At 69.2% G+C, this 20,506-nt stretch carries 19 protein-coding genes; 2 read left to right on the top strand and 17 right to left on the bottom strand.

Going from position 1 to position 20,506, the window contains the following annotated elements; genetic code table 11:
* Nucleotides 1-107 precede the first annotated feature (107 nt).
* The 5 genes from rpsD to PV734_RS05775 form a co-directional block, all read right to left on the bottom strand.
* Nucleotides 108-722 carry a 30S ribosomal protein S4 gene (rpsD, locus tag PV734_RS05795; RefSeq protein WP_006381762.1) on the bottom strand — a complete coding sequence of 205 codons (615 nt, stop codon included), beginning with the start codon at nt 720-722 and terminating at the stop codon, nt 108-110.
* A 300-nt stretch (nt 723-1,022) separates the two neighbouring features.
* Nucleotides 1,023-2,378: a replication-associated recombination protein A gene (locus tag PV734_RS05790; protein ID WP_319093987.1), complete on the bottom strand. Its 1,356-nt coding sequence runs from the start codon at nt 2,376-2,378 to the stop codon at nt 1,023-1,025.
* Between the two features lie 44 nt (nt 2,379-2,422).
* The gene (locus tag PV734_RS05785; protein ID WP_319093988.1) at nt 2,423-3,082 is read right to left on the bottom strand and encodes a vitamin K epoxide reductase family protein; all 660 of its coding nucleotides are present in this window, start codon (nt 3,080-3,082) and stop codon (nt 2,423-2,425) included.
* A gap of 266 nt (nt 3,083-3,348) precedes the next feature.
* Complete coding sequence (gene hisS / locus PV734_RS05780) at nt 3,349-4,611, bottom strand: histidine--tRNA ligase (protein ID WP_319093989.1); 1,263 nt, start codon at nt 4,609-4,611, stop codon at nt 3,349-3,351.
* A 10-nt stretch (nt 4,612-4,621) separates the two neighbouring features.
* Nucleotides 4,622-5,344 (bottom strand): MBL fold metallo-hydrolase, encoded by a 723-nt coding sequence (locus tag PV734_RS05775; RefSeq protein ID WP_319093990.1) that lies wholly within the window; start codon nt 5,342-5,344, stop codon nt 4,622-4,624.
* A gap of 178 nt (nt 5,345-5,522) precedes the next feature.
* Between PV734_RS05775 and PV734_RS05770 the strand changes: the two genes are divergently transcribed.
* Nucleotides 5,523-6,344 (top strand): peptidylprolyl isomerase, encoded by an 822-nt coding sequence (locus PV734_RS05770; protein ID WP_319288875.1) that lies wholly within the window; start codon nt 5,523-5,525, stop codon nt 6,342-6,344.
* A 134-nt stretch (nt 6,345-6,478) separates the two neighbouring features.
* Nucleotides 6,479-7,708 (top strand): DUF349 domain-containing protein, encoded by a 1,230-nt coding sequence (locus PV734_RS05765; RefSeq protein ID WP_319288874.1) that lies wholly within the window; start codon nt 6,479-6,481, stop codon nt 7,706-7,708.
* A 121-nt stretch (nt 7,709-7,829) separates the two neighbouring features.
* Here the strand turns inward: PV734_RS05765 and PV734_RS05760 are convergent, their stop codons facing one another.
* The 12 genes from PV734_RS05760 to PV734_RS05705 all read right to left on the bottom strand — a co-directional run bounded on the left by PV734_RS05760 (nt 7,830) and on the right by PV734_RS05705 (nt 20,503).
* Nucleotides 7,830-10,352 carry a bifunctional (p)ppGpp synthetase/guanosine-3',5'-bis(diphosphate) 3'-pyrophosphohydrolase gene (locus PV734_RS05760; protein ID WP_319093993.1) on the bottom strand — a complete coding sequence of 841 codons (2,523 nt, stop codon included), beginning with the start codon at nt 10,350-10,352 and terminating at the stop codon, nt 7,830-7,832.
* A gap of 193 nt (nt 10,353-10,545) precedes the next feature.
* Nucleotides 10,546-11,085, bottom strand: a complete 540-nt coding sequence (locus PV734_RS05755) for an adenine phosphoribosyltransferase (RefSeq protein ID WP_319093994.1) — start codon at nt 11,083-11,085, stop codon at nt 10,546-10,548.
* Nucleotides 11,082-12,194: a protein translocase subunit SecF gene (gene secF, locus PV734_RS05750; protein WP_319288873.1), complete on the bottom strand. Its 1,113-nt coding sequence runs from the start codon at nt 12,192-12,194 to the stop codon at nt 11,082-11,084. The genes PV734_RS05755 and secF overlap by 4 nt, the downstream gene beginning before the upstream one ends.
* A gap of 1 nt (nt 12,195) precedes the next feature.
* Complete coding sequence (gene secD, locus PV734_RS05745; RefSeq protein ID WP_319093996.1) at nt 12,196-13,956, bottom strand: protein translocase subunit SecD; 1,761 nt, start codon at nt 13,954-13,956, stop codon at nt 12,196-12,198.
* Nucleotides 13,957-14,100: 144 nt separating this feature from the next.
* Entirely contained in the window at nt 14,101-14,604 is a 504-nt protein-coding gene (gene yajC, locus PV734_RS05740; RefSeq protein ID WP_319093998.1) for a preprotein translocase subunit YajC, read from the bottom strand.
* Nucleotides 14,605-14,779: 175 nt separating this feature from the next.
* Nucleotides 14,780-15,853: a Holliday junction branch migration DNA helicase RuvB gene (gene ruvB, locus PV734_RS05735; protein ID WP_319093999.1), complete on the bottom strand. Its 1,074-nt coding sequence runs from the start codon at nt 15,851-15,853 to the stop codon at nt 14,780-14,782.
* 140 nt (nt 15,854-15,993) lie between these two features.
* Nucleotides 15,994-16,602: a Holliday junction branch migration protein RuvA gene (gene ruvA, locus PV734_RS05730; RefSeq protein WP_319094000.1), complete on the bottom strand. Its 609-nt coding sequence runs from the start codon at nt 16,600-16,602 to the stop codon at nt 15,994-15,996.
* Nucleotides 16,599-17,213 (bottom strand): crossover junction endodeoxyribonuclease RuvC, encoded by a 615-nt coding sequence (gene ruvC, locus PV734_RS05725; protein WP_319288872.1) that lies wholly within the window; start codon nt 17,211-17,213, stop codon nt 16,599-16,601. Before ruvC ends, ruvA begins: the two co-directional genes overlap by 4 nt.
* 131 nt (nt 17,214-17,344) lie before the next feature.
* Nucleotides 17,345-18,097, bottom strand: coding sequence for a YebC/PmpR family DNA-binding transcriptional regulator (locus PV734_RS05720; RefSeq protein ID WP_319094002.1), 753 nt, complete (start codon nt 18,095-18,097; stop codon nt 17,345-17,347).
* Between the two features lie 48 nt (nt 18,098-18,145).
* Nucleotides 18,146-18,778, bottom strand: a complete 633-nt coding sequence (gene pdxT, locus PV734_RS05715; protein ID WP_319094003.1) for a pyridoxal 5'-phosphate synthase glutaminase subunit PdxT — start codon at nt 18,776-18,778, stop codon at nt 18,146-18,148.
* 14 nt (nt 18,779-18,792) lie between these two features.
* Nucleotides 18,793-19,641 carry a pyridoxal 5'-phosphate synthase lyase subunit PdxS gene (pdxS, locus tag PV734_RS05710; RefSeq protein WP_203689665.1) on the bottom strand — a complete coding sequence of 283 codons (849 nt, stop codon included), beginning with the start codon at nt 19,639-19,641 and terminating at the stop codon, nt 18,793-18,795.
* Nucleotides 19,642-19,957: 316 nt separating this feature from the next.
* Nucleotides 19,958-20,503 (bottom strand): hypothetical protein, encoded by a 546-nt coding sequence (locus PV734_RS05705; RefSeq protein ID WP_319094004.1) that lies wholly within the window; start codon nt 20,501-20,503, stop codon nt 19,958-19,960.
* Nucleotides 20,504-20,506: the final 3 nt, after the last annotated feature.

The following is a 20,506-nucleotide window of genomic DNA, read 5'->3' as shown; positions in this document are numbered from 1 at the left end:
CACGGGCGCGGCCGTACGCGAAAGCCCGCCGCTCCCCCGCCGGTGAGGGCGGGGAAACGACGGGCCGAGGCACGAAGCCGGTGGTACCAAGTGCTGCGACCGCTGGATCAGCGGGCGTAGTACTCGACGACGAGCTGCTCGTCGCAGATCACCGGGATCTCCTTGCGGTTCGGCTCGCGGTCCAGGCGGAAGGCCAGGGCGCCGAGGTTCACCTGCAGGTAGCGCGGGGTCTCACCGTCGGGGGCGAAGCCACCGGCGCGCGCGACCTCGAACAGCGTCTTGCTGCGGCTGCGCTCGCGGACCATCACGACGTCGTCGGGACGGACACGGAACGACGGCTTGTCGACCTTGCCACCGTTGACCTCGATGTGGCCGTGAACGACCATCTGGCGGGCCTGGTAGATCGTGCGGGCGATGCCCGAACGCAGAACCAGGGCGTCGAGACGACGCTCCAGCTCGATGACCAGGGCCTCACCGGTCTTGCCCTGCGTCTTGGCGGCACGCTCGTAGGCGCGGACGAGCTGGCGCTCGGACACGTCGTACTGCGCGCGCAGACGCTGCTTCTCCAGCAGACGGACCTTGTAGTCCGAGTTCTGCTTGCGGCCACGACCGTGCTCACCCGGCGGGTAGGGACGGGCCTCGAAGTACTTGACGGCCTTCGGGGTCAGCGCGATGCCGAGGGCACGCGACTTCTTGACCTTGGGGCGGGACTGGTTCGCCACTTCTTTTCCTTTTCCTTTTCGGCTGCCTCAGGGTTACGGGAGGTCGCATCCGCAGCCGGGGATTCCCGGCAGGTCCACGAGGGACTTGCCAGGCAGCCGTTCCCCTGTGCTGGGCACATACGTGCAGCACACGAACGGCCCACCGGCCGTTCCCGGAAACCCGGGTGGTGGTGGGCTGCCCGCGACACCTACGAAGGTGCGCGACGCTCCTGGATCAGAAGATCCGGCTGGTTGTCCCGCCTGAGGCGCCGACCGAAGCCGGACACGGGACGCAGCACTGCGCAGGATTCTACAGCGTGCTCAGGACCGCTTTCGACCGAGGTGTTTCCTGGTCCACTCGACCGCGTCCGCGTAGCGGGCCTCGGCGCCGTGCCGGGTCGGTTCGTAGTACGTCCGGTCCTTCAGCTCCTCCGGCGCGTACTGCTGCTCGGCGATCCCCTCGGGCAGGTCGTGCGGGTACACGTACCCCTGAGCGTGACCGAGCTTGGCGGCGCCCTTGTAGTGCCCGTCGCGCAGATGCATCGGCACGGGTCCCGCGTGGCCCTTGCGTACGTCCTCCATGGCGGCGCCGATCGCCGTGGTCGCGGCGTTGGACTTGGGGGCCAGGGCGAGGGCGATGGTGGCGTGGCTGAGGGTGAGGGCGGCCTCCGGGAAGCCGATCATGGCGACGGCCTGCGCGGCGGCGACGGCTATGGGCAGGGCGTTGGGATCGGCGAGGCCGATGTCCTCGCTGGCGGAGATCATCAGACGGCGGGCGATGAAGCGCGGGTCCTCGCCGGCCTCGATCATCCGGGCGAGGTAGTGCAGGGCCGCGTCGACGTCGGAACCCCGGATCGACTTGATGAGCGCGCTGGCGACGTCGTAGTGCTGGTCGCCGTCCCGGTCGTACTTCACGGCCGCCCGGTCGACGGTCTCCTCCAGGGTCTGGAGGGTGATCTCCGCGTCGCCCTTGTCGAGCGCGGCCCCGGCGGCGGCCTCCAGGGCGGTGAGGGCCCGGCGGGCGTCTCCGCCGGCGATCCGCAGCAGGTGTTCCTCGGTGTCCTCGGGGAGGGTTACGGCGCTCTTGAGGCCGCGCTCGTCGGTGAGCGCGCGGCGCAGCAGGCCGCGCAGGTCGTCGTCCGTGAGCGGTTCGAGGGTGAGGAGGAGGGAGCGGGAGAGAAGGGGCGAGATCACCGAGAAGTACGGGTTCTCCGTGGTCGCCGCGATGAGGGTCACCCAGCGGTTCTCGACGGCGGGCAGCAGGGAGTCCTGCTGGGCCTTGCTGAAGCGGTGGATCTCGTCGAGGAAGAGGACGGTCTCCTTGCCGAAGCCGCCGGTGGCGCGGCGGGCCCCGTCGATGACCGCGCGGACCTCCTTGACGCCCGCGGTGATCGCCGACAGCTCGACGAAGCGCTTCTGGGTGGCCTTCGACACGACATACGCCAGGGTGGTCTTGCCGGTGCCGGGCGGCCCCCAGAGGATCACGGACGACGGTCCGGCCGGCCCGCCCGCGCTCTCCCCGACGAGCCTGCGCAGTGGCGACCCGGACTTCAGCAGATGCTGCTGGCCCACGACCTCGTCGAGGACACGCGGGCGCATCCGCACGGCCAGGGGGCTTCCGGACGGGTCCTTCTCCTGGCGGGCTTCCGCCGCGGCGGTGAACAGGTCGGGTTCCACGTCCAAAACCCTATGTCACGGCACTGACAGTCGGCCTTGCGCGGTCAGCTGGTCCAGAAGTCCCACCAGCGGGTCAGGATCAGCATCCCGATGATGCCGATGTGCAGGACCGGCACGACCCAGGTGAACTCACCGAAGAAGCTCCTGAGCCACTTCGGGGCGGGGATGAAGCCGTTCCGCACGTTGAACGAGGTCACGTACCAGAACATGATGATCGTCGCGACCCAGGCCAGGGAGCACCACAGGCACAGCGCGTTGATCCGGTACAGGGACTGGAACTGCAGCCAGGTGCAGAACCCGACACCGAAGAGGGTGCCCGCGTTGAAGGTGAGCCAGTACCAGCGCGGAAAGCGGGCCCGGCCGAGGAGGCTCATGCCGACGCAGATGACCATGCCGTAGGCGACGAGGCCGAGCATCGGGTTCGGGAACCCGAAGGCGGCGGCCTGCTTGCTCTCCATCACGCTGCCGCAGGACACCACGGGGTTGAGGCTGCAGCCGGGCGTGAACGTCGTGCCCGCGACCTTGGCTTCGAGCAGCTTGAACTTGTCGATCGTGATGACCCAGGCCGCCAGCAGTCCGGCCGCGCCGGTGAGCAACAGCATCACCGCGAACGCCCGGCTGCCGCCCACGGAGCGCGAGGCCTCGGCAGGCGGCTCTGACTGGTCGGTGGAGGCGCCGTCCTTCAGCACTGTCGTCTTGGTCATCACGCCGTTCCGTTGCTTCGAGAGGGGGCTGGCGGGCACGGTCATTGTGCCGCACGCGGGCGCGTGTCCACCGTTCGGTGGACATAAGGAGCGGTGTGCCTGTCCGGAAGCAACGGCGTGGTCAGGCACGCGTGGCCCCCCGGCCCGAAATCGCCTGGGAGGACGAAACGGTGGCCACCAGGTTGACGACCACCGGATCCGTGGGTCCGGGAGCGCAGCCCACGGACGGGCGACGGGGGCCAACGGCACCCCGTGCCCCCGCTGCCTCAGCCCAGCCTCGACTCCAGTTCGGCGACGATCTCGTTGATCCCGATCGCCGACTGCTCGCCGGACTCCATGTCCTTGAGCTGGACCACGCCCTCGGCGAGGTCCCGCTCACCGGCGACGACGGTGTAGCGCGCCCCGCTCCGGTTCGCGTTCTTCATCGCCCCCTTGAGCCCCTTGGCCCCGTACGAGAAGTCCGCCGCGATGCCCACCTTGCGCAGCTCCGTGACCTTCGCGAACAGCACCCGGCGAGCCTCCTCGCCCAGCGGCACCGCGAACACGCTTGTCGCGGACGGGAGTTCGAGCTCGACACCCTCCGCCTCAAGCGCCAGGACCGTACGGTCGACGCCCAGCGCCCAGCCCACCGAAGGCAGCGCGGGGCCGCCGAGCATCTCGGACAGTCCGTCGTAGCGCCCGCCGCCGCCCACCGCGGACTGCGAGCCCAGTCCGTCGTGGACGAACTCGAAGGTCGTACGCGTGTAGTAGTCGAGGCCGCGGACCAGCTTCGGGTCGTCCTCGAAGGCGACGCCCGCCGCGGTGATCAGCTCGCGGACCTCCTCGTGGTACGCCTTGCACGCGTCACAGAGGTAGTCCCGCAGGAGCGGCGCCCCCACCAGCTGCTTCTGGACGTCGTCCCGCTTGTCGTCCAGCACCCGGAGCGGGTTGATGTCGGCCCGACGCAGCGTTTCCTCGTCCAGGTCGAGGCCCCGGAGGAAGTCCTGCAGTGCGGCCCGGTAGATCGGACGGCACTCCTTGTCGCCGAGGCTGTTCAGCAGGATGCGGAAGTTCCTGAGGCCCAGCGTGCGGTACGCCTGGTCCGCCAGGATGATCAGCTCGGCGTCCAGTGCCGGGTCCTCCGCGCCGATCGCCTCGGCACCGACCTGCGAGAAGTGGCGGTACCGGCCCTTCTGGGGGCGCTCGTAGCGGTAGTACGAGCCCGAGTACCAGAGCTTGACCGGGAGGTTGCCCAGCTTGTGGAGGTTGGCCTCCAGCGCCGCGCGCAGCACGGACGCGGTGCCTTCGGGGCGCAGCGCCAGCCTGTCGCCGCCCTTGGTCTCGAAGGCGTACATCTCCTTCGTCACGATGTCCGTCGATTCGCCGACGCCCCGGGCGAACAGTTCGACGTTCTCGAAGCCCGGCGTCTCGATGTAGCCGTAGCCGGAGTTGCGCAGCGGGGCCGCGATGGCTTCCCGTACCGCCAGGAACTTCGCGCTCTCCGGCGGGATCAGGTCGTACGTGCCCTTGGGGGCCTTGAAGGTGCTCACGGGTGTCTCGTCACATTCCTCGTCGGGGAGGGGGGTTCGAACCCTCGCCGCGATCGTGAAGGCCGGCCGCCACCTGCCGCAGATACGGATTGGTGGCGCGCTCCTGGCCGATGGTCGTCTGGGCGCCGTGGCCGGACAGCACCACGGTCGAGTCGTCGAGCGGCAGGCACACGCGTGCCAGCGAGTCGAGCATCTCGGCCATGTCGCCGCCGGGCAGGTCGGTGCGTCCGATGGAGCCGGCGAAGAGCAGGTCGCCCGAGAAGAACACGGACGGGATGTCCGTGGTCTCGGGCATCCTGAACGTCACCGACCCCTTGGTATGGCCCGGCGCGTGCGCCACGCTCAGCTCCAGGCCCGCCAGTTCCAGCCGGGCGCCGTCCGTGAGCTCCTTGACGTCGTCCGGTTCGCCGATGGTCAGCTCGCCCATCAGCTGCATGCCGATGGACCGGCCGAGCGCCTTCTCCGGGTCGCTCATCATGAAGCGGTCGTCGGGGTGGATCCACGCCGGGACACCGTGCGCGCCGCACACCGGGACGACCGAGGCCACATGGTCGAGGTGACCATGGGTGAGGACGACCGCGACGGGCTTGAGCCGATGCTTCTTGAGCGTCTCCTCGACTCCCTCGGCGGCCTGGTGGCCCGGGTCGATGATCACGCACTCCTCACCGGCGGCGGGGGCGACGAGATAACAGTTCGTCCCCCAGGCGCCGGCCGGGAACCCGGCAATGAGCACGATCGTCCTTCGATTTGTGGCGTACGTGGTCGTACGGGGTGGATGGCAGTGCCGCAGAGCCTACCGGCGCTGCCGTTTCCTCAGCGAACCCATATACGGTACGGGGCACACGCAGGCGATCGGCACACAAGACGCACGCGTCCCAGTTGACGTACGAGACGCATGAGGAGAGAACCCGGTGGTCACCCAGGAGCAGCGGCGGCGTCAGCTCGCCCGGGAGAAGTTCTTGCGGCAGCAGCAGCGGCGTACGGCCGCGCGGCGCAAGGCGAACGTGCGCAACTCGGTGATCGCGTCGGTTCTCGGCGTGATCGTCGTGGGCAGCGTGCTGTCGTACGCGACCGGGGTCTTCAAGAACGACGACAGCAAGTCGAACGCGAGCGCGGAGGTCACTCCGAGCGCCTCGCCGCCGAGCAAGGCTCCGGACCCGTGCGAGAAGGCCGCCGAGGGGAAGGTGAAGTCGCTGAGCTGGAAGAAGGAGCCGGCGATGACCATCGACAAGTCGGCGAAGTACGAATTGAAGCTCGCGACGACCTGTGGCGACATCGACGTCGCCCTGAAGACGTCCGCGGCCCCGCACACGGTGAACTCGTTCAACTTCCTGGCGAGCGAGGGCTACCTGGATCACACCAAGTGCCACCGGCTCACCACGAACGGCATCTACGTGCTGCAGTGCGGTGACCCGAAGGGCACCGGCATGGGCGGCCCCGGCTACACCCTTCCGGACGAGAACCTGAAGGACAAAACCCTCAAGAACAAAATCTACCCGGCGGGCACGATCGCGATGGCCAACACGGGCCAGGCGCACACCGGCGGCAGCCAGTTCTTCCTAGTCTACCAGGACAGCCAGCTTCCGCCCAGTTACACACCGTTCGGCACGATTTCCGCGTCGGGGATGAAGGTGCTCAAGAAAATCGCCGCGGCCGGTGAGGCCACGGGACAGGGCGACGGCGCACCGAATGCGACCGTTGTGATCAACAAGGCGACAGTAACGAAATCCTGACCGCCAACTGCGAAACTTCGGTCGCGCGGGATGCGGACAGCATCCCTGCCGGTCGCCTATGTTGGCCGTGACGAAACTGTGGACGATGCCCGGGGGTGCAGAGCCCTCCGCAGGCATCATGTGGAGGAGGCGCTGTGAGCAGCGACCCGTGGGGCCGCGTCGACGAGACGGGGACCGTGTACGTGCGTACTGCCGACGGTGAGCAGGTCGTCGGTTCCTGGCAGGCCGGCTCCCCCGAGGAGGCGTTGGCCTACTTCGAGCGCAAGTACGAGGGCCTGGTTGTCGAGATCGGCCTCCTCGAGAAGCGAGTCAAGACCACCGACCTGTCCGCGAAGGACGCGCAGGTGGCCATCGACCACATCCGCGAGCAGGTGGACGCCCACCACGCGGTGGGCGATCTGGCCTCGCTGAAGGTCCGCCTGGACAAGCTCGTGGAGACCGTCGAGACCCGCCGTGAGGAGCGCAAGCAGCAGCGGGCCAAGCAGTCCGACGAGGCACGGCACGCCAAGGAGGCGCTGGTCGTCGAGGCGGAGGAGCTGGCGCAGTCCGACCAGTGGCGGTCCGCCGGTGAGCGGCTGCGCGCGCTGGTGGACACCTGGAAGGGGCTGCCGCGGCTCGACCGCAAGTCGGACGACGAGCTGTGGCACCGCTTCTCGCACGCCCGCTCGGCGTTCTCCAAGCGCCGCAAGGCGCACTTCGCGTCCCTGGACGCGCAGCGCGAGGACGCCCGCAAGGTCAAGGAGAAGCTGGTCGCGGAGGCCGAGGGGTTGTCGGCGTCGACCGACTGGGGTCCGACGGCGGCGCGCTACCGCGAGCTGATGACGGACTGGAAGGCCGCGGGCCGCGCCCAGCGCGAGCACGAGGACGACCTGTGGAACCGCTTCCGCGGCGCCCAGGACGTGTTCTTCGCCGCGCGCAGCTCGGTCTTCGCCGAGCGGGACGCGGAGCAGACCGAGAACCTCCAGCTCAAGGAGGAGCTGGCCCAGGAGGCCGAGAAGCTTCTGCCGATCACGGACCTGAAGGCGGCGCGGGCCGCCTTCCGTTCGATCAACGAGCGCTGGGAGGCCATCGGCCATGTGCCGCGGGACGCGCGCCCGAAGGTCGAGGGCCGGATGCACACGGTCGAGCGGGCCCTTCAGGAGTCCGAGGAGACCGAGTGGCGCCGGACGAACCCGGAGGCACGCGCGCGTGCCGAGGGTCTGACCGGCCAGCTCCAGGCGGCCGTGGACAAGCTCGGCGGCCAGATCGAGACCGCTCGGGCCCAGGGCAACAACGCCAGGGCCGACAAGCTCCAGAAGGAGCTGGACGGCCGTCAGGCGCTGCTGGACCAGGCACTCAAGGGTCTGCAGGAGTTCGGCGGTTAGTCGGCGGTTGTTCGGCGGCGGATCCCGCCGGTTTCCCGGATTCCCGGTTTCCGCGCACACCGCGACACAGGAGGGGCTCCCGTACATCACGTACGGGAGCCCCTTCGCGTGGCGCCTGTGCTTACGGCCTGCGGGCCGAGGTCACCCGGTACACGTCGTAGACGCCCTCGACGCCCCTGACGGCCTTCAGGACGTGTCCCAGGTGCTTGGGGTCGCCCATCTCGAAGGTGAAGCGGGAGGTGGCCACCCGGTCCCTCGACGTCTGGACGGCCGCCGACAGGATGTTGACGTGCTGGTCGGACAGGATGCGGGTGACGTCCGAGAGGAGGCGGGAGCGGTCCAGCGCCTCGACCTGGATGGCCACCAGGAACACCGAGGACTGGGTGGGCGCCCACTCGACGTCGAGCATGCGCTCGGGCTCCCGTGACAGTGACTCGACGTTCACGCAGTCGCTGCGGTGAACCGATACGCCGCTACCGCGCGTGACGAAACCGATGATGGGGTCGCCGGGTACGGGCGTACAGCAGCGGGCGAGCTTCACCCAGACGTCGTCGACGCCCTTGACCACCACACCGGGATCGTTGTTGCTGCGCCGCTTTCGGCCACGGGCGGGCGGAACCGACTCGTCGATCTCCTCGGTGGCCGCCTCCTCGCCGCCGAGCGCCTGCACGAGCTTCTGCACGACGTTCTGCGCGGCCACGTGGCCCTCGCCGATCGCCGCGTACAGGGACGAGATGTCCGGGTAGCGCATCTCGTGGGCGAGGGTGACGAGGGAGTCGCCGGTGAGGATGCGCTGGATCGGCAGGTTCTGCTTGCGCATCGCCCGCGCGATGGCGTCCTTGCCCTGCTCGATCGCCTCGTCGCGCCGCTCCTTGGAGAACCAGGCGCGGATCTTGTTGCGGGCGCGCGGCGACTTGACGAAGCCCAGCCAGTCACGGGAGGGCCCCGCGCCGGCCGCCTTGGAGGTGAAGACCTCCACCAGGTCGCCGTTGTCCAGGGTGGACTCCAGCGGTACGAGACGGCCGTTGACCCGTGCCCCTATGGTCCGGTGGCCGACCTCGGTGTGCACCGCGTACGAGAAGTCGACCGGAGTCGCTCCCGCCGGAAGCGCTATCACGTCGCCCTTGGGCGTGAAGACGAAGACCTCGTTGCGGGACAGGTCGAAGCGCAGGGACTCCAGGAACTCGCCGGGGTCCTCTGTCTCCTTCTGCCAGTCGAGGAGCTGTCGCAGCCAGGCCATGTCGTTGAGGTGGTCGTCCTTGCCGGTGGTCCTCGGCTGGTCCGACCGCACCTTGGAGGCACCGGCGACGGCCTCCTGCTTGTACTTCCAGTGCGCGGCGATGCCGTACTCGGCGCGGCGGTGCATGTCGAACGTACGGATCTGGAGTTCGACTGGCTTGCCGTTGGGCCCGATGACCGTCGTGTGCAGCGACTGGTACATGTTGAACTTGGGCATCGCGATGTAGTCCTTGAACCGGCCGGGGACCGGGTTCCAGCGCGCGTGCACGGTGCCGAGGGCGGCGTAGCAGTCGCGGACCGTGTCGACAAGTACACGAATACCCACGAGGTCGTAGATCTCCGCGAAGTCACGGCCTCGGACGATCATCTTCTGGTAGACGCTGTAGTAGTGCTTCGGGCGCCCGGTGACGGTGGCCTTGATCCGGGCCGCGCGCAGATCGCTCTGCACCTCGTCGGTCACTATGGCCAGGTACTCGTCACGCTTCGGTGCCCGCTCGGCCACCAGCCGGACGATCTCGTCGTACATCTTGGGGTAGAGGATCGCGAAGGCGAGGTCCTCCAGTTCCCATTTGATGGTGTTCATGCCCAGGCGGTGGGCGAGCGGCGCGTAGATCTCCAGCGTCTCGCGCGCCTTCTTCTCCTGTTTCTCACGCTTGAGGTAGCGCATGGTGCGCATGTTGTGCAGCCGGTCGGCGAGCTTGATGACCAGGACACGCGGGTCCTTGGCCATGGCGACGACCATCTTGCGTACGGTCTCGGCCTGCGCGGCCTCGCCGAACTTGACCTTGTCCAGCTTGGTGACGCCGTCGACGAGGAGTGCGACGGAGTCGCCGAAGTCGCGGCGGAGCTGGTCCAGGCCGTACTCGGTGTCCTCGACCGTGTCGTGCAGCAGGCCCGCCATGAGCGTCGCCGGGTCCATGCCCAGCTCGGCGAGGATCGTGGTGACGGCCAGCGGGTGGGTGATGTACGGGTCGCCGCTCTTGCGCTTCTGGCCGCGGTGCCAGCGCTCGGCGACCTGGTAGGCGTTCTCGATCTGGCGGAGCGTCGCCGTCTCGATCTTCGGGTCGTGACCGCGCACGATCCTCAGCAACGGCTCCAGAACCGGGTTGTACGTGGTGGAACGCTGTACGCCGAGCCGGGCCAGCCGGGCGCGTACCCGGTTGGGAGAGGCGGAGCGGGCGGGCGACTGAGGGGACGCCGGGCGGGCCGCGGGCGCGGGGGCCGGGGCGGGCTCGGGCGTGGCCGGCTTGGGGCGCGAGGGCTCGGCCGCGCGGTCGACGGGTGCGGACTGGGCGTGCTCGACCGGCCCGTGCGCGTCGTTGTTCGCGGTCCGCGCGGGCGTCGCCGCGGGCTCCGAGGCTGGCTCGGGCTTGGCGGCGGTCAGGGGCTGGGCCTCGTCTGCCAAGAGGACTCCTCGTGCGCGATCCGGGTCCCCCGGTCAGGCTCCGGAGTGCCCATGGTAGCGATCCCGGGCTCCGGCATCGCCTTCAGGCCGCTGAGACGGCCTTCTACGGGAGAAACACGAGAGGCGGGCACCGGATTCCTCCGGTGCCCGCCTCCGTCGCTCCAGGTGCCCGCGGGCAGCCCCGCGGCACGCCTCAGATGGTGATCAGTGCCTCCAGCACCGCTCCCGACAGCACGGATTCGAGCCGCTGCCGTCCGCCGAGGAACCCGAGTTCCATGAGGATCGCCAGCCCGGCGACCTCCGCGCCGGCCCGCCGGATCAGCTGGACCGAGGCCTCGGCCGTGCCGCCCGTGGCCAGGACGTCGTCGACGACGAGGACACGGTCGCCCGCGTTCAGGTCCTCGGCGTGCACCTCGATCTCGGCGGAGCCGTACTCCAGGTCGTACGCCTGGCTGAGCGTGGCTCCGGGGAGCTTGCCCGCCTTGCGTACGGGGATGAAGCCGAGGCCTGCCCTGACCGCGACCGGAGCGCCCAGGATGAAGCCGCGGGCCTCCAGGCCGACGATCTTCGTGGCACCGCTGCGGACCGCGATGTCCGCCAGGGCGTCGGTGAGGGCCGTGAACGCCTCGGGGTCCGCCAGGAGCGGGGTGATGTCCTTGAACATCACACCCGGCTCCGGGTAGTCCGCCACATCGCGGATACGGCTGAGCAGCAGCTCCTGGACGGCCGTCATCGGCGCTTGCCCGAGGGCCGGCCGCGACCCCGGTTGCGGGACGCGGGCTGGTTGCGCGGGCCGACGACCGCGGGTGCGGCGTCGTCGTCCTCGTCGTACGGCTGCTCGTCGGTGACCTGGGCCGCCGGGGCACCGCTCTGCGCGGCCTGTGCCCGCTTGGCGAGGACACGCTTCTTCAGGGCCTTGATCTGCGGCTCGCGCTCCTTGAGGTCGGCGACGAGCGGCGTGGCGATGAAGATCGAGGAGTACGCACCGGCCGCGAGGCCGACGAACAGCGACAGCGAGATGTCGTTGAGCATGCCCGCGCCGAGCACACCGCCACCGATGAACAGCAGACCGGCGACCGGGAGGAGCGCGACCACCGTGGTGTTGATGGAGCGGACCAGGGTGCCGTTGATCGACCGGTCGGCGATCTCGCTGTAGGTCCAGCGGGTCTGCTTGGTGATGTCCTTGGTCTGCTCCTTGAGACTGTCGAAGACGACGACGGTGTCGTAGAGCGAGTAACCGAGGATCGTCAGCAGACCGATCACCGTGCCCGGCGTCACCTCGAAGCCGACGAGGGCGTAGATGCCGACCGTGATGGTGATGTCGTGGATGAGCGCCACCAGCGCGGCCACGGCCATGCGCCACTCGAAGGCGATCGCCAGATAGATCACGACGAGGACCATGAAGATCACCAGGCCCTGCCAGGCCTTGTTCGCGACCTGGTCACCCCAACTGGGGCCGACCAGATCGGCGTTGATCTTCTCGGGGTCGACGTTCAGGTTCTTGGCGAGGTCCTTCTTGATCGTGTCCGACTTGGTGGTGTCGATGCCGGAGATCTGGATGCGCAGACCGCCGTTGCCGAGCTTCTGCACGATCGCGTCGTGGCCGGAGGCCTCTTCCGCGTACTTCTCCGCCTGGCTCACCGACGTGCTGGTCTTCTCGGTGGTGAAGACGGCACCGCCCTCGAACTCGATGCCCATGTTCAGGCCGCGCACCGAGAGGCCGAGGATGGCCGTGATGGTGATCAGGATCGAGATGCCGTACCAGATGAAACGCTTGCCGACGAAGTCGTAGCCGATCTCGCCGCGGTGGAGCCGGGCGCCGAGGGTGCCGAGTTTCGACATCTCACGCCTCCTTCATGTCGACGGGCGCGGACGCGCGACGGGTGCGACGGAGCGGCGGTTGGGCGCCCAGGCGCTGCGGGTCGAGGCCGGACCAGCTGTGGCCCTCCGCGAAGAACTTCTTGCGGGCGAGGATCGTCATCAGCGGCTTCGTGAAGAAGAAGACGACGACCACGTCGAGCACGGTCGTCAGACCGAGTGTGAACGCGAAACCCTGGACCTTGCCGACGGTGACGATGAAGAGCACCGCCGCGGCGAGGAACGACACGAAGTCGGAGACCAGGATGGTGCGCCGGGCACGGGGCCAGGCCCGCTCGACGGCGGGTCGCAGCGTACGGCCCTCGCGGATCTCGTCCCGGATGCGTTCGAAGAACACGATGAACGAGTCCGCTGTGATACCGATCGCGACGATCGCACCGCAGACGGCCGGCAGGTTCAGCGCGAAGCCGATCGCCGGACCGAGCAGCGCCATGATCACGTAGGTGAGAGCGGCGGAGACCAGGAGGGAGGCGATGGCGATGATCGACAGACCCCGGTAGTAGACCACCAGGTAGATGACGACCAGGGCGAGACCGATGCCGCCGGCGATCAGACCGGCGTGCAGCTGCTCGCCGCCCAGCGCGGCGGTGACCGTCGTGACGCTCGACTCCTGGAAGGTGAGCGGGAGCGCGCCGTACGACAGCATGTTGGCCAGGTCCTGCGCCTCGGTCTGGTCGAAGCTGCCGGAGATCTGCGCGGAGCCACCGGTGATCGCCGTGTTCACGAACGGGTTGGAGACGACCTCGTTGTCCAGGACGATGCCGAACTCGTTCTGCGGAGCCTGGTTCTGGGCGAGGCGGCCGGTGACGTCACCGAACTGCTTGCTGCCCTTGGACGTGAAGTCCATGGTGACCTGCCAGCCGGCGGCACCCTGCGTGTCGAAGACGGCCTGCGCCTTCTTGACCTCGGTACCGGACACCTCGGCCGGGCCGAGGATGAACTTCTGCCACTGTCCCTGCGAGTCCTTGCCGCAGGCCACCGTGGGGTCGGAGGGCTTGGCGCCGACACCGGTGACGGCGCGGACGGCCTTCTTGGTGCAGTCGAGCGCCGTGTACTTCGCCTGGAGTGCCGCGGTCGCCGGGTCGGGAGCGGTGCTCGCCGAGGGCGAGGCGCTGGTGGCCGCGGACGGCGTGGCGCTCGGCGACGGGGTCGCGTCGGCCTTCAGGGCGTCGGTGACCGGGCGGCCCTGGGAGGTGGCGCTGCCCGACGGGCTGGGCGAACCGGACGAGGTCGCCTTGTCGCCGGTCTTCGAGGCCGACGGCGAAGGGCTGCCGGACGTGGTCGTGCTCGGCGTGGGGCTGGCCGTCGCGGGGACGCCCTGGACCTCAAGGGCCAGAACCGGTCGGAAGTAGAGCTTCGCGGTGGTGCCGACCTGCTTCCGGGCCTGCTCCGAGTTCGTGCCCTTGGGGATGTTGACAATGATGTTGTCGGATCCCTGGGTCTGCACCTCGGCCTCGGAGACGCCAAGACCGTTGACACGGCGGTTCATGATCTCGACCGCTGTGTCCATGTTGGTCTTGTTGATCGCGTTCGGCTGGCCCGGCTCGTTCTTCGCCGTGAGCGTGATGCTCGTACCGCCGGCCAGGTCGATGCCGAGACGCGGAGTCGTGTGCCCGGAGGCGAACATGCCTCCGGTGAGCGCCACGATGGCGATCAGAATGAGGGCCAGCGAGCGTCCTGGCTTGCTCTGGGAGCTTGCGCTCCGGCCCTTCTTAGGTGCTGCCACCTTCTCGTACTCCCTCTCGGGCCGCCTCGCGCCGGGTCAGCGCGGCCGGCGGCCATGACATGGTGTCGGGACTCCCTGCGAGAACCGACGTGCCGGGGGTACGGACGCGAGCGGATCGCGCCGCGTTCCTCCCCCGGAACGCGGCTACTTCGCGTCGGACTCGCCGTCGGTCTTCTTCGGCTCTTCTTCCGCCTTCACCTCAGCGGCCTCGGTCTCGTCGGCCGGCTCGTCGGCCGCGTCCTTCTTGCCGAGGTCGATGGGCTTGTCGTCGGAGGCGGCGGAAGCGTCGTCGGAGGGCTCGTCGGTCTCGGTGATGGAGGAGGCGTCGTCCGGGACGAGGGACTCGTCGGACTTCAGGTCGTGCTCGATGCCGTGCACCACACGGTTGTACTCGTCGTCCGTGAGGACGGCGCCGATCGAGTTCTTCGCGAAGAGAAGCTCCACACCCGGGCCCGCGTCAAGGAGAACGGTCTCGTCGTTGACTTCCTTGACCGTCGCGTACATGCCCCCGATCGTGCGGACACCGGTGCCGGGCTGCATGTCGTTTCGCATCTGCGCGGCGGCCTGCTGCTTGCGCTTGGCCGAGCGGGTCATCAGGAACATGGCCCCGATGAGCACGATGAACGGGAGAAGGGTCACGGGATTCACGGGACGGGATTTCCTTCGCATTACCGCGTAGGTGAGCGGCCTGGTGGATGGGGGTGTGGTCGGCGCCACCTACGAGGTTACAAAGGCGGCATCGGCGGAGTCTAAGCGAGTCCGCACTCCAGGAACAACGCTCAGCATGGCACCACGGTTCCTGAGCCCGCGAGCAGCCGCGCCCTCACGCCCCGAACAGGTCCTGTTGTCCGCTTCCCCCCGTTGTGGAACGGGGCGGCGTCAGGCCGAGATGCGCCCATGCGGCGGGCGTCGCGACTCGTCCACGCGGGGTACGGGCCAGTAGTCCCTCCCGTACGAGGAAGGGCTCGGCGACCTCCTCGACGGTCTCCCGCTCCTCCCCCACCGCGACGGCCAGGGTGGAGAGGCCCACCGGTCCGCCGCCGAACAGCTTCAGCAGCGCTTCGAGGACGCCTCTGTCGAGGCGGTCCAGGCCGCGGGCGTCGACCTCGTAGACCTTGAGGGCCGCCTCGGCGATGGCGCGGGTGATGACGCCGTCGGCCTTGACCTGCGCGTAGTCCCGGACGCGGCGCAGCAGGCGGTTGGCGATACGGGGGGTGCCGCGCGAGCGGCCGGCGATCTCGGCGGCGCCCTCGGTACCGATCTCGACGTCGAGGAGGTTCGCGGAGCGGTGGATGACGCGCTGCAGCTCGGCCGGTTCGTAGAACTCCATGTGCGCGGTGAAGCCGAAGCGGTCGCGCAGCGGGGGCGGCAGCAGTCCCGCGCGCGTGGTGGCGCCGACCAGGGTGAACGGGGGCAGTTCGAGGGGGATGGCCGTGGCGCCGGGGCCCTTGCCGACGATCACGTCGACGCGGAAGTCCTCCATCGCCATGTAGAGCATCTCCTCGGCGGGCCGGGACATGCGGTGGATCTCGTCGAGGAAGAGGACCTCGCCCTCCTGGAGGGACGAGAGGATCGCCGCGAGGTCGCCGGCGTGCTGGATGGCGGGGCCGCTGGTGATGCGGATGGGAGCGCCCATCTCGGCCGCGATGATCATCGAGAGGGTGGTCTTGCCGAGGCCGGGGGCACCGGACAGCAGGACGTGGTCGGCGGTGGCGCCCCGCGCGCGTGCGGCGCGCAGGACGAGGTCGAGCTGTTCGCGGACCTTCTCCTGGCCGATGAACTCGTCCAGGTCCTTGGGACGCAGGGCGGCCTCGACGGCCTGGTCCTCACCGTCGGCGGACGCGGCGACGAGCCGCTCGGGGGCGGTGCTCTCGTCGGTCGTGTCGTCCCAGTTCACTGCGTTCTCCTAGCTGGGTGCGCCGGAAGCGTGTGTCGGCCGGGGGTCCGGGGGTTGTCCCCCGGAACAGCACAGCATGCGTGTGCCTCGCGGTCGCGGTCGGTTGTGTGGTTCTTCGTGCAGCCGGCCAACTCTGCTGGTCAGCGGGCCCTGTTGAGAGTCTGCAGGGCCGCCTTCAGCAACTGGCCCACCTGAGGCGTGCCTTCGGCGGCCTCGGCCTGGGGTGTCACGGCGGCCACCGCCTCGTCGGCTTCCCGGGTCGCGTACCCGAGGCCGATCAGGGCCGCGTGCAGTTGGTCGCGCCAGCCGGTGGTCACCGGGGATCCGATGGCGGGGCCCGTGCCGAGGGGGGCGCCGAGGCGGTCCTTCAGCTCCAGGAGCAGCTTCTGGGCACCCCTCTTGCCGATGCCGGGCACGGCGATCAGCGCTTTCTCGTCCGCCGTGGACACCGCGCGGCGCAGGGCGTCCGGCGAGTGAACGGCCAGCATGGCCTGGGCGAGGCGGGGGCCGACACCGCTCGCGGTCTGGAGCAGCTCGAAGGTCTGTCGTTCGTCGTCGTCCGTGAAGCCGTACAGCGTCAGGGAGTCCTCGCGGACCACCAGGGAGGTGGCGAGTCTGGCCTGCTGTCCCATGCGGAGTCCGGACAGGGTGTTGGGGGCGCACTGGACGGCGATGCCGATCCCACCCACCTCGACCACCGCGGAGTCGGGGGCGAGGGCGGCCACCGGGCCACTGACGAAGGCGATCATGCGGGGCGGCCTTTCGAGGCAGGTGCTGTTGTCGATACGGGTGCTGAGGTCGTTGCGGCCGTTTTGGCCTGCGCCTTGTGAAGGGCGACGGCCTGCTGGAGCCGGTTCTGCGCGACGGCCTGCTGCAGGCGTGTCTGGGCGGGTGCGCGCCAGATGTGGCAGATGGCGAGCGCGAGGGCGTCGGCTGCGTCGGCGGGCTTGGGGGGCGCGTCGAGCCGGAGCAGCCGGGTCACCATCGCGCCGACCTGTGCCTTGTCGGCCCGTCCGCTGCCGGTGACGGCGGCCTTGACCTCGCTGGGGGTGTGCAGGGCGACGGGGATGCCACGCCGGGCCGCACACAGCATCGCCACGGCGCTGGCCTGCGCCGTACCCATCACCGTACGGACGTTGTGCTGGCTGAACACCCGCTCCACGGCGACGAATTCGGGCTGGTGCTCGTCGAGCCACCGCTCGATGCCCCGCTCGATCTCGACGAGCCGCAGGCCCAGTTCGGCATCCGCGGGCGTGCGTACGACGCCGACGCCGACCATTGTCAACGGGCGCCCGGGGACGCCCTCGACGACACCGATCCCGCATCGGGTCAGTCCCGGGTCAACTCCCAATACGCGCACCCGTCCCTCCCTTCGATCTCCCGTTTGTGCAGGCTATCGGGTGCCACTGACAACGGCCGACACGACGACGGGCCGACGGGGTGTGTCCCGTCGGCCCGTTGAGCCGTTTGTCCGCTCAGCTCGCGGCAGCGTTACGCGTCGACCTTCTCCATGACCTCGTCGCTGACGTCGAAGTTGGCGAAGACGTTCTGCACGTCGTCGCTGTCCTCCAGGGCGTCGATCAGCTTGAAGATCTTCCTGGCACCCTCTTCGTCCAGCTCGACCTGCATGGTCGGAACGAAGTTGGCGTCGGCGGAGTCGTAGTCGATGCCGCCTTCCTGGAGCGCGGTGCGCACGGCGACCAGGTCGGTGGCCTCGGAGATGACCTCGAAGGCCTCACCCAGGTCGTTGACCTCCTCGGCGCCGGCCTCCAGCACCGCACCCAGGACGTCGTCCTCGGTCAGCTCGCCCTTGGGGACGACGATGACGCCCTTGCGGTGGAAGAGGTACGAGACGGAGCCGGGGTCGGCCATGTTGCCGCCGTTGCGGGTCATGGCGACGCGGACGTCCGAGGCGGCGCGGTTGCGGTTGTCGGTGAGGCACTCGATGAGTACCGCGACACCGTTGGGGCCGTAACCCTCGTACATGATCGTCTCGTAGTCGGCGCCACCGGCTTCGAGACCGGCGCCGCGCTTGACGGCGGAGTCGATGTTCTTGTTCGGGACCGAGCTCTTCTTGGCCTTCTGGATGGCGTCGAACAGCGTCGGGTTGCCGGACACATCAGCGCCGCCCGTACGTGCCGCGACCTCGATGTTTTTGATCATCTTCGCGAAGAGCTTGCCGCGCTTGGCGTCGATCACGGCCTTCTTGTGCTTCGTCGTAGCCCATTTAGAGTGGCCGGACATCTGCCTGTCTCCTTCGCGTAACCCAACCCTGTACGAACCCCAGAGATCCTACAAGGACTCGGCTGTACGGTCCGCGCCCACCGCGCGTGCCATGTGGGCCCTCACCATGTCGACGAACAGGGAGTGCACGCGGTGGTCGCCGGTCAGTTCCGGGTGGAACGACGTGGCGAGCGCGTTGCCCTGGCGTACGGCGACGATGTGACCGGCGTGCTCGGCGAGCACCTCGGTCCCGGCGCCCACGGACTCGACCCAGGGGGCACGGATGAAGACGCCCTCCACAGGATCGCCCTCCACGCCCTTCACGTCGACCGCCGCTTCGAAGGACTCGTTCTGGCGTCCGTACGCGTTGCGGCGCACGATCATGTCGATACCGCCGACCGTCTCCTGGCCCGAGCGCGGGTCGAGGATCTTGTCGGCGAGCATGATCATGCCGGCGCAGGTGCCGTAGACGGGCAGTCCCGCGCGCACGCGCGCGCGAAGGGGCTCCATCACGCCGAAGAGGACGGCCAGCTTGGAGATGGTGGTGGACTCGCCGCCGGGGATGATCAGGCCGTCCACCTCGGCGAGTTCCTCGGGGCGCCGGACCGGCCTGGCCAGGGCGTCGGCCTCGGCCAGGGCGATGAGGTGCTCCTGTACATCGCCCTGGAGCGCCAGGACACCGATGACGGGGGTGTCGTACATGGGTGACATGGGTGCTACCAGCCCCGGTTCGCGTAGCGCTCGGCCTCGGGGAGCGTGTCGCAGTTGATGCCGACCATGGCCTCGCCGAGGTTGCGGGACGCGTCCGCGATGATCTTCGGGTCGTCGTAGAAGGTGGTCGCCTTCACGATGGCGGCGGCGCGCTTGGCGGGGTCGCCGGACTTGAAGATGCCGGAGCCGACGAAGACGCCCTCGGCGCCGAGCTGGCGCATGAGCGCGGCGTCGGCGGGGGTCGCCACACCACCGGCGGAGAACAGCACGACCGGCAGCTTGCCGAGCTCGGCGACCTCCTGGACGAGCTCGTACGGGGCCCGCAGGTCCTTGGCGGCGGCGTACAGCTCGTTGTTGTCGTAGCCGCGCAGACGGGCGATCTCGTTCTTGATCTGCCGCAGGTGGCGGACGGCCTCGACGACGTTGCCGGTGCCGGCCTCGCCCTTGGAGCGGATCATCGCGGCGCCCTCTGCGATACGGCGCAGGGCCTCACCGAGGTTGGTGGCACCGCAGACGAAGGGGGTGGTGAAGGCCCACTTGTCGGAGTGGTTGACCTCGTCGGCCGGGGTCAGCACCTCGGACTCGTCGATGTAGTCGACGCCGAGGGACTGCAGGACCTGGGCCTCGACGAAGTGGCCGATGCGGGACTTCGCCATGACCGGGATGGAGACGGCCTCGATGATGCCCTCGATCATGTCCGGGTCGGACATACGGGCCACGCCGCCGTCCTTGCGGATGTCCGCCGGGACACGCTCCAGGGCCATGACGGCGACGGCGCCCGCGTCCTCGGCGATCTTGGCCTGCTCGGCGTTGACCACGTCCATGATCACACCGCCCTTGAGCTGCTCGGCCATGCCGCGCTTCACGCGGGCGGTGCCGGTTTCGGGCGTCTGGGCGGAGTTGGAGAGCGTGCTGGACACGGTTTGACCTCACTCGGTGAAAGAGGGCTGCTGCGCTACCGAGGAAACGTGAGGGAAGCAGGCCACCACAAGGGCCAATGGGGAGCCGGTGGATCGTTTTCGCCCCCGCCGCCCCTACCCGATCCCATCCCTCCTCCAGTGGGGGTCCCCCTCTGGGGGCTGCCACCCCCAGACCCCCGCTTCGGCCTGAAGGGGCCTCGTCCTCAAACGCCGGACGGGCTGGAGGTGCGGGCCTGTTCTGGAGATGCCGTTATGCCGGCGCTCGCTCCGCCAATGCCGTCGGCGGCTCGTCGTCCATTTCGAACGCCAGGGGGAACGGGGCGTGTCCCGCCAGCCGGAACCACCGCACCTTGCGGTGCCGGCGCAGCGCCCGCGCCGCCCGCACCGCGTCGTTGTGGAACCGCCGTGCCATCGGCACCCGGATCACCGCCTCGGTCAGCTCGCCCGCCGCGGCCTCCCCGCCGGGGACCTCGCGTACCGCCTCGACCTGCCCCGCCTCCGCGAAGACCGCCCGCAGTGCCTGGCTCAGCTCGCTCTCGGCGACCTCCCGCTGCTCCTCCTCGGCCTGCCTCGCGGCATGCGCCGCCTCGTAGAGCACGATCGAGGCGGCGGGATCGAGGACGCCCGACGTAGCCAGTTCCTGGGCGACGGAAGCCCGGCGCAGCAGCTGTGCGTCGAGACCGGCGCGGGTGGCGTCGATGCGTGCGTGCAGGCGGTCGAGCCGCCCTGCGGTCCAGCTCAGATAGAGGCCGATCGCGACGAGCCCGACAAGGATCCAGATGAGGGTTGCGGTCACGGG

The sequence above is a fragment of the Streptomyces sp. AK08-02 genome (assembly GCF_033795085.1).
Lineage (GTDB): Bacteria > Actinomycetota > Actinomycetes > Streptomycetales > Streptomycetaceae > Streptomyces > Streptomyces echiniscabiei.
This window is presented reverse-complemented; position numbering and strand designations above follow the sequence as displayed.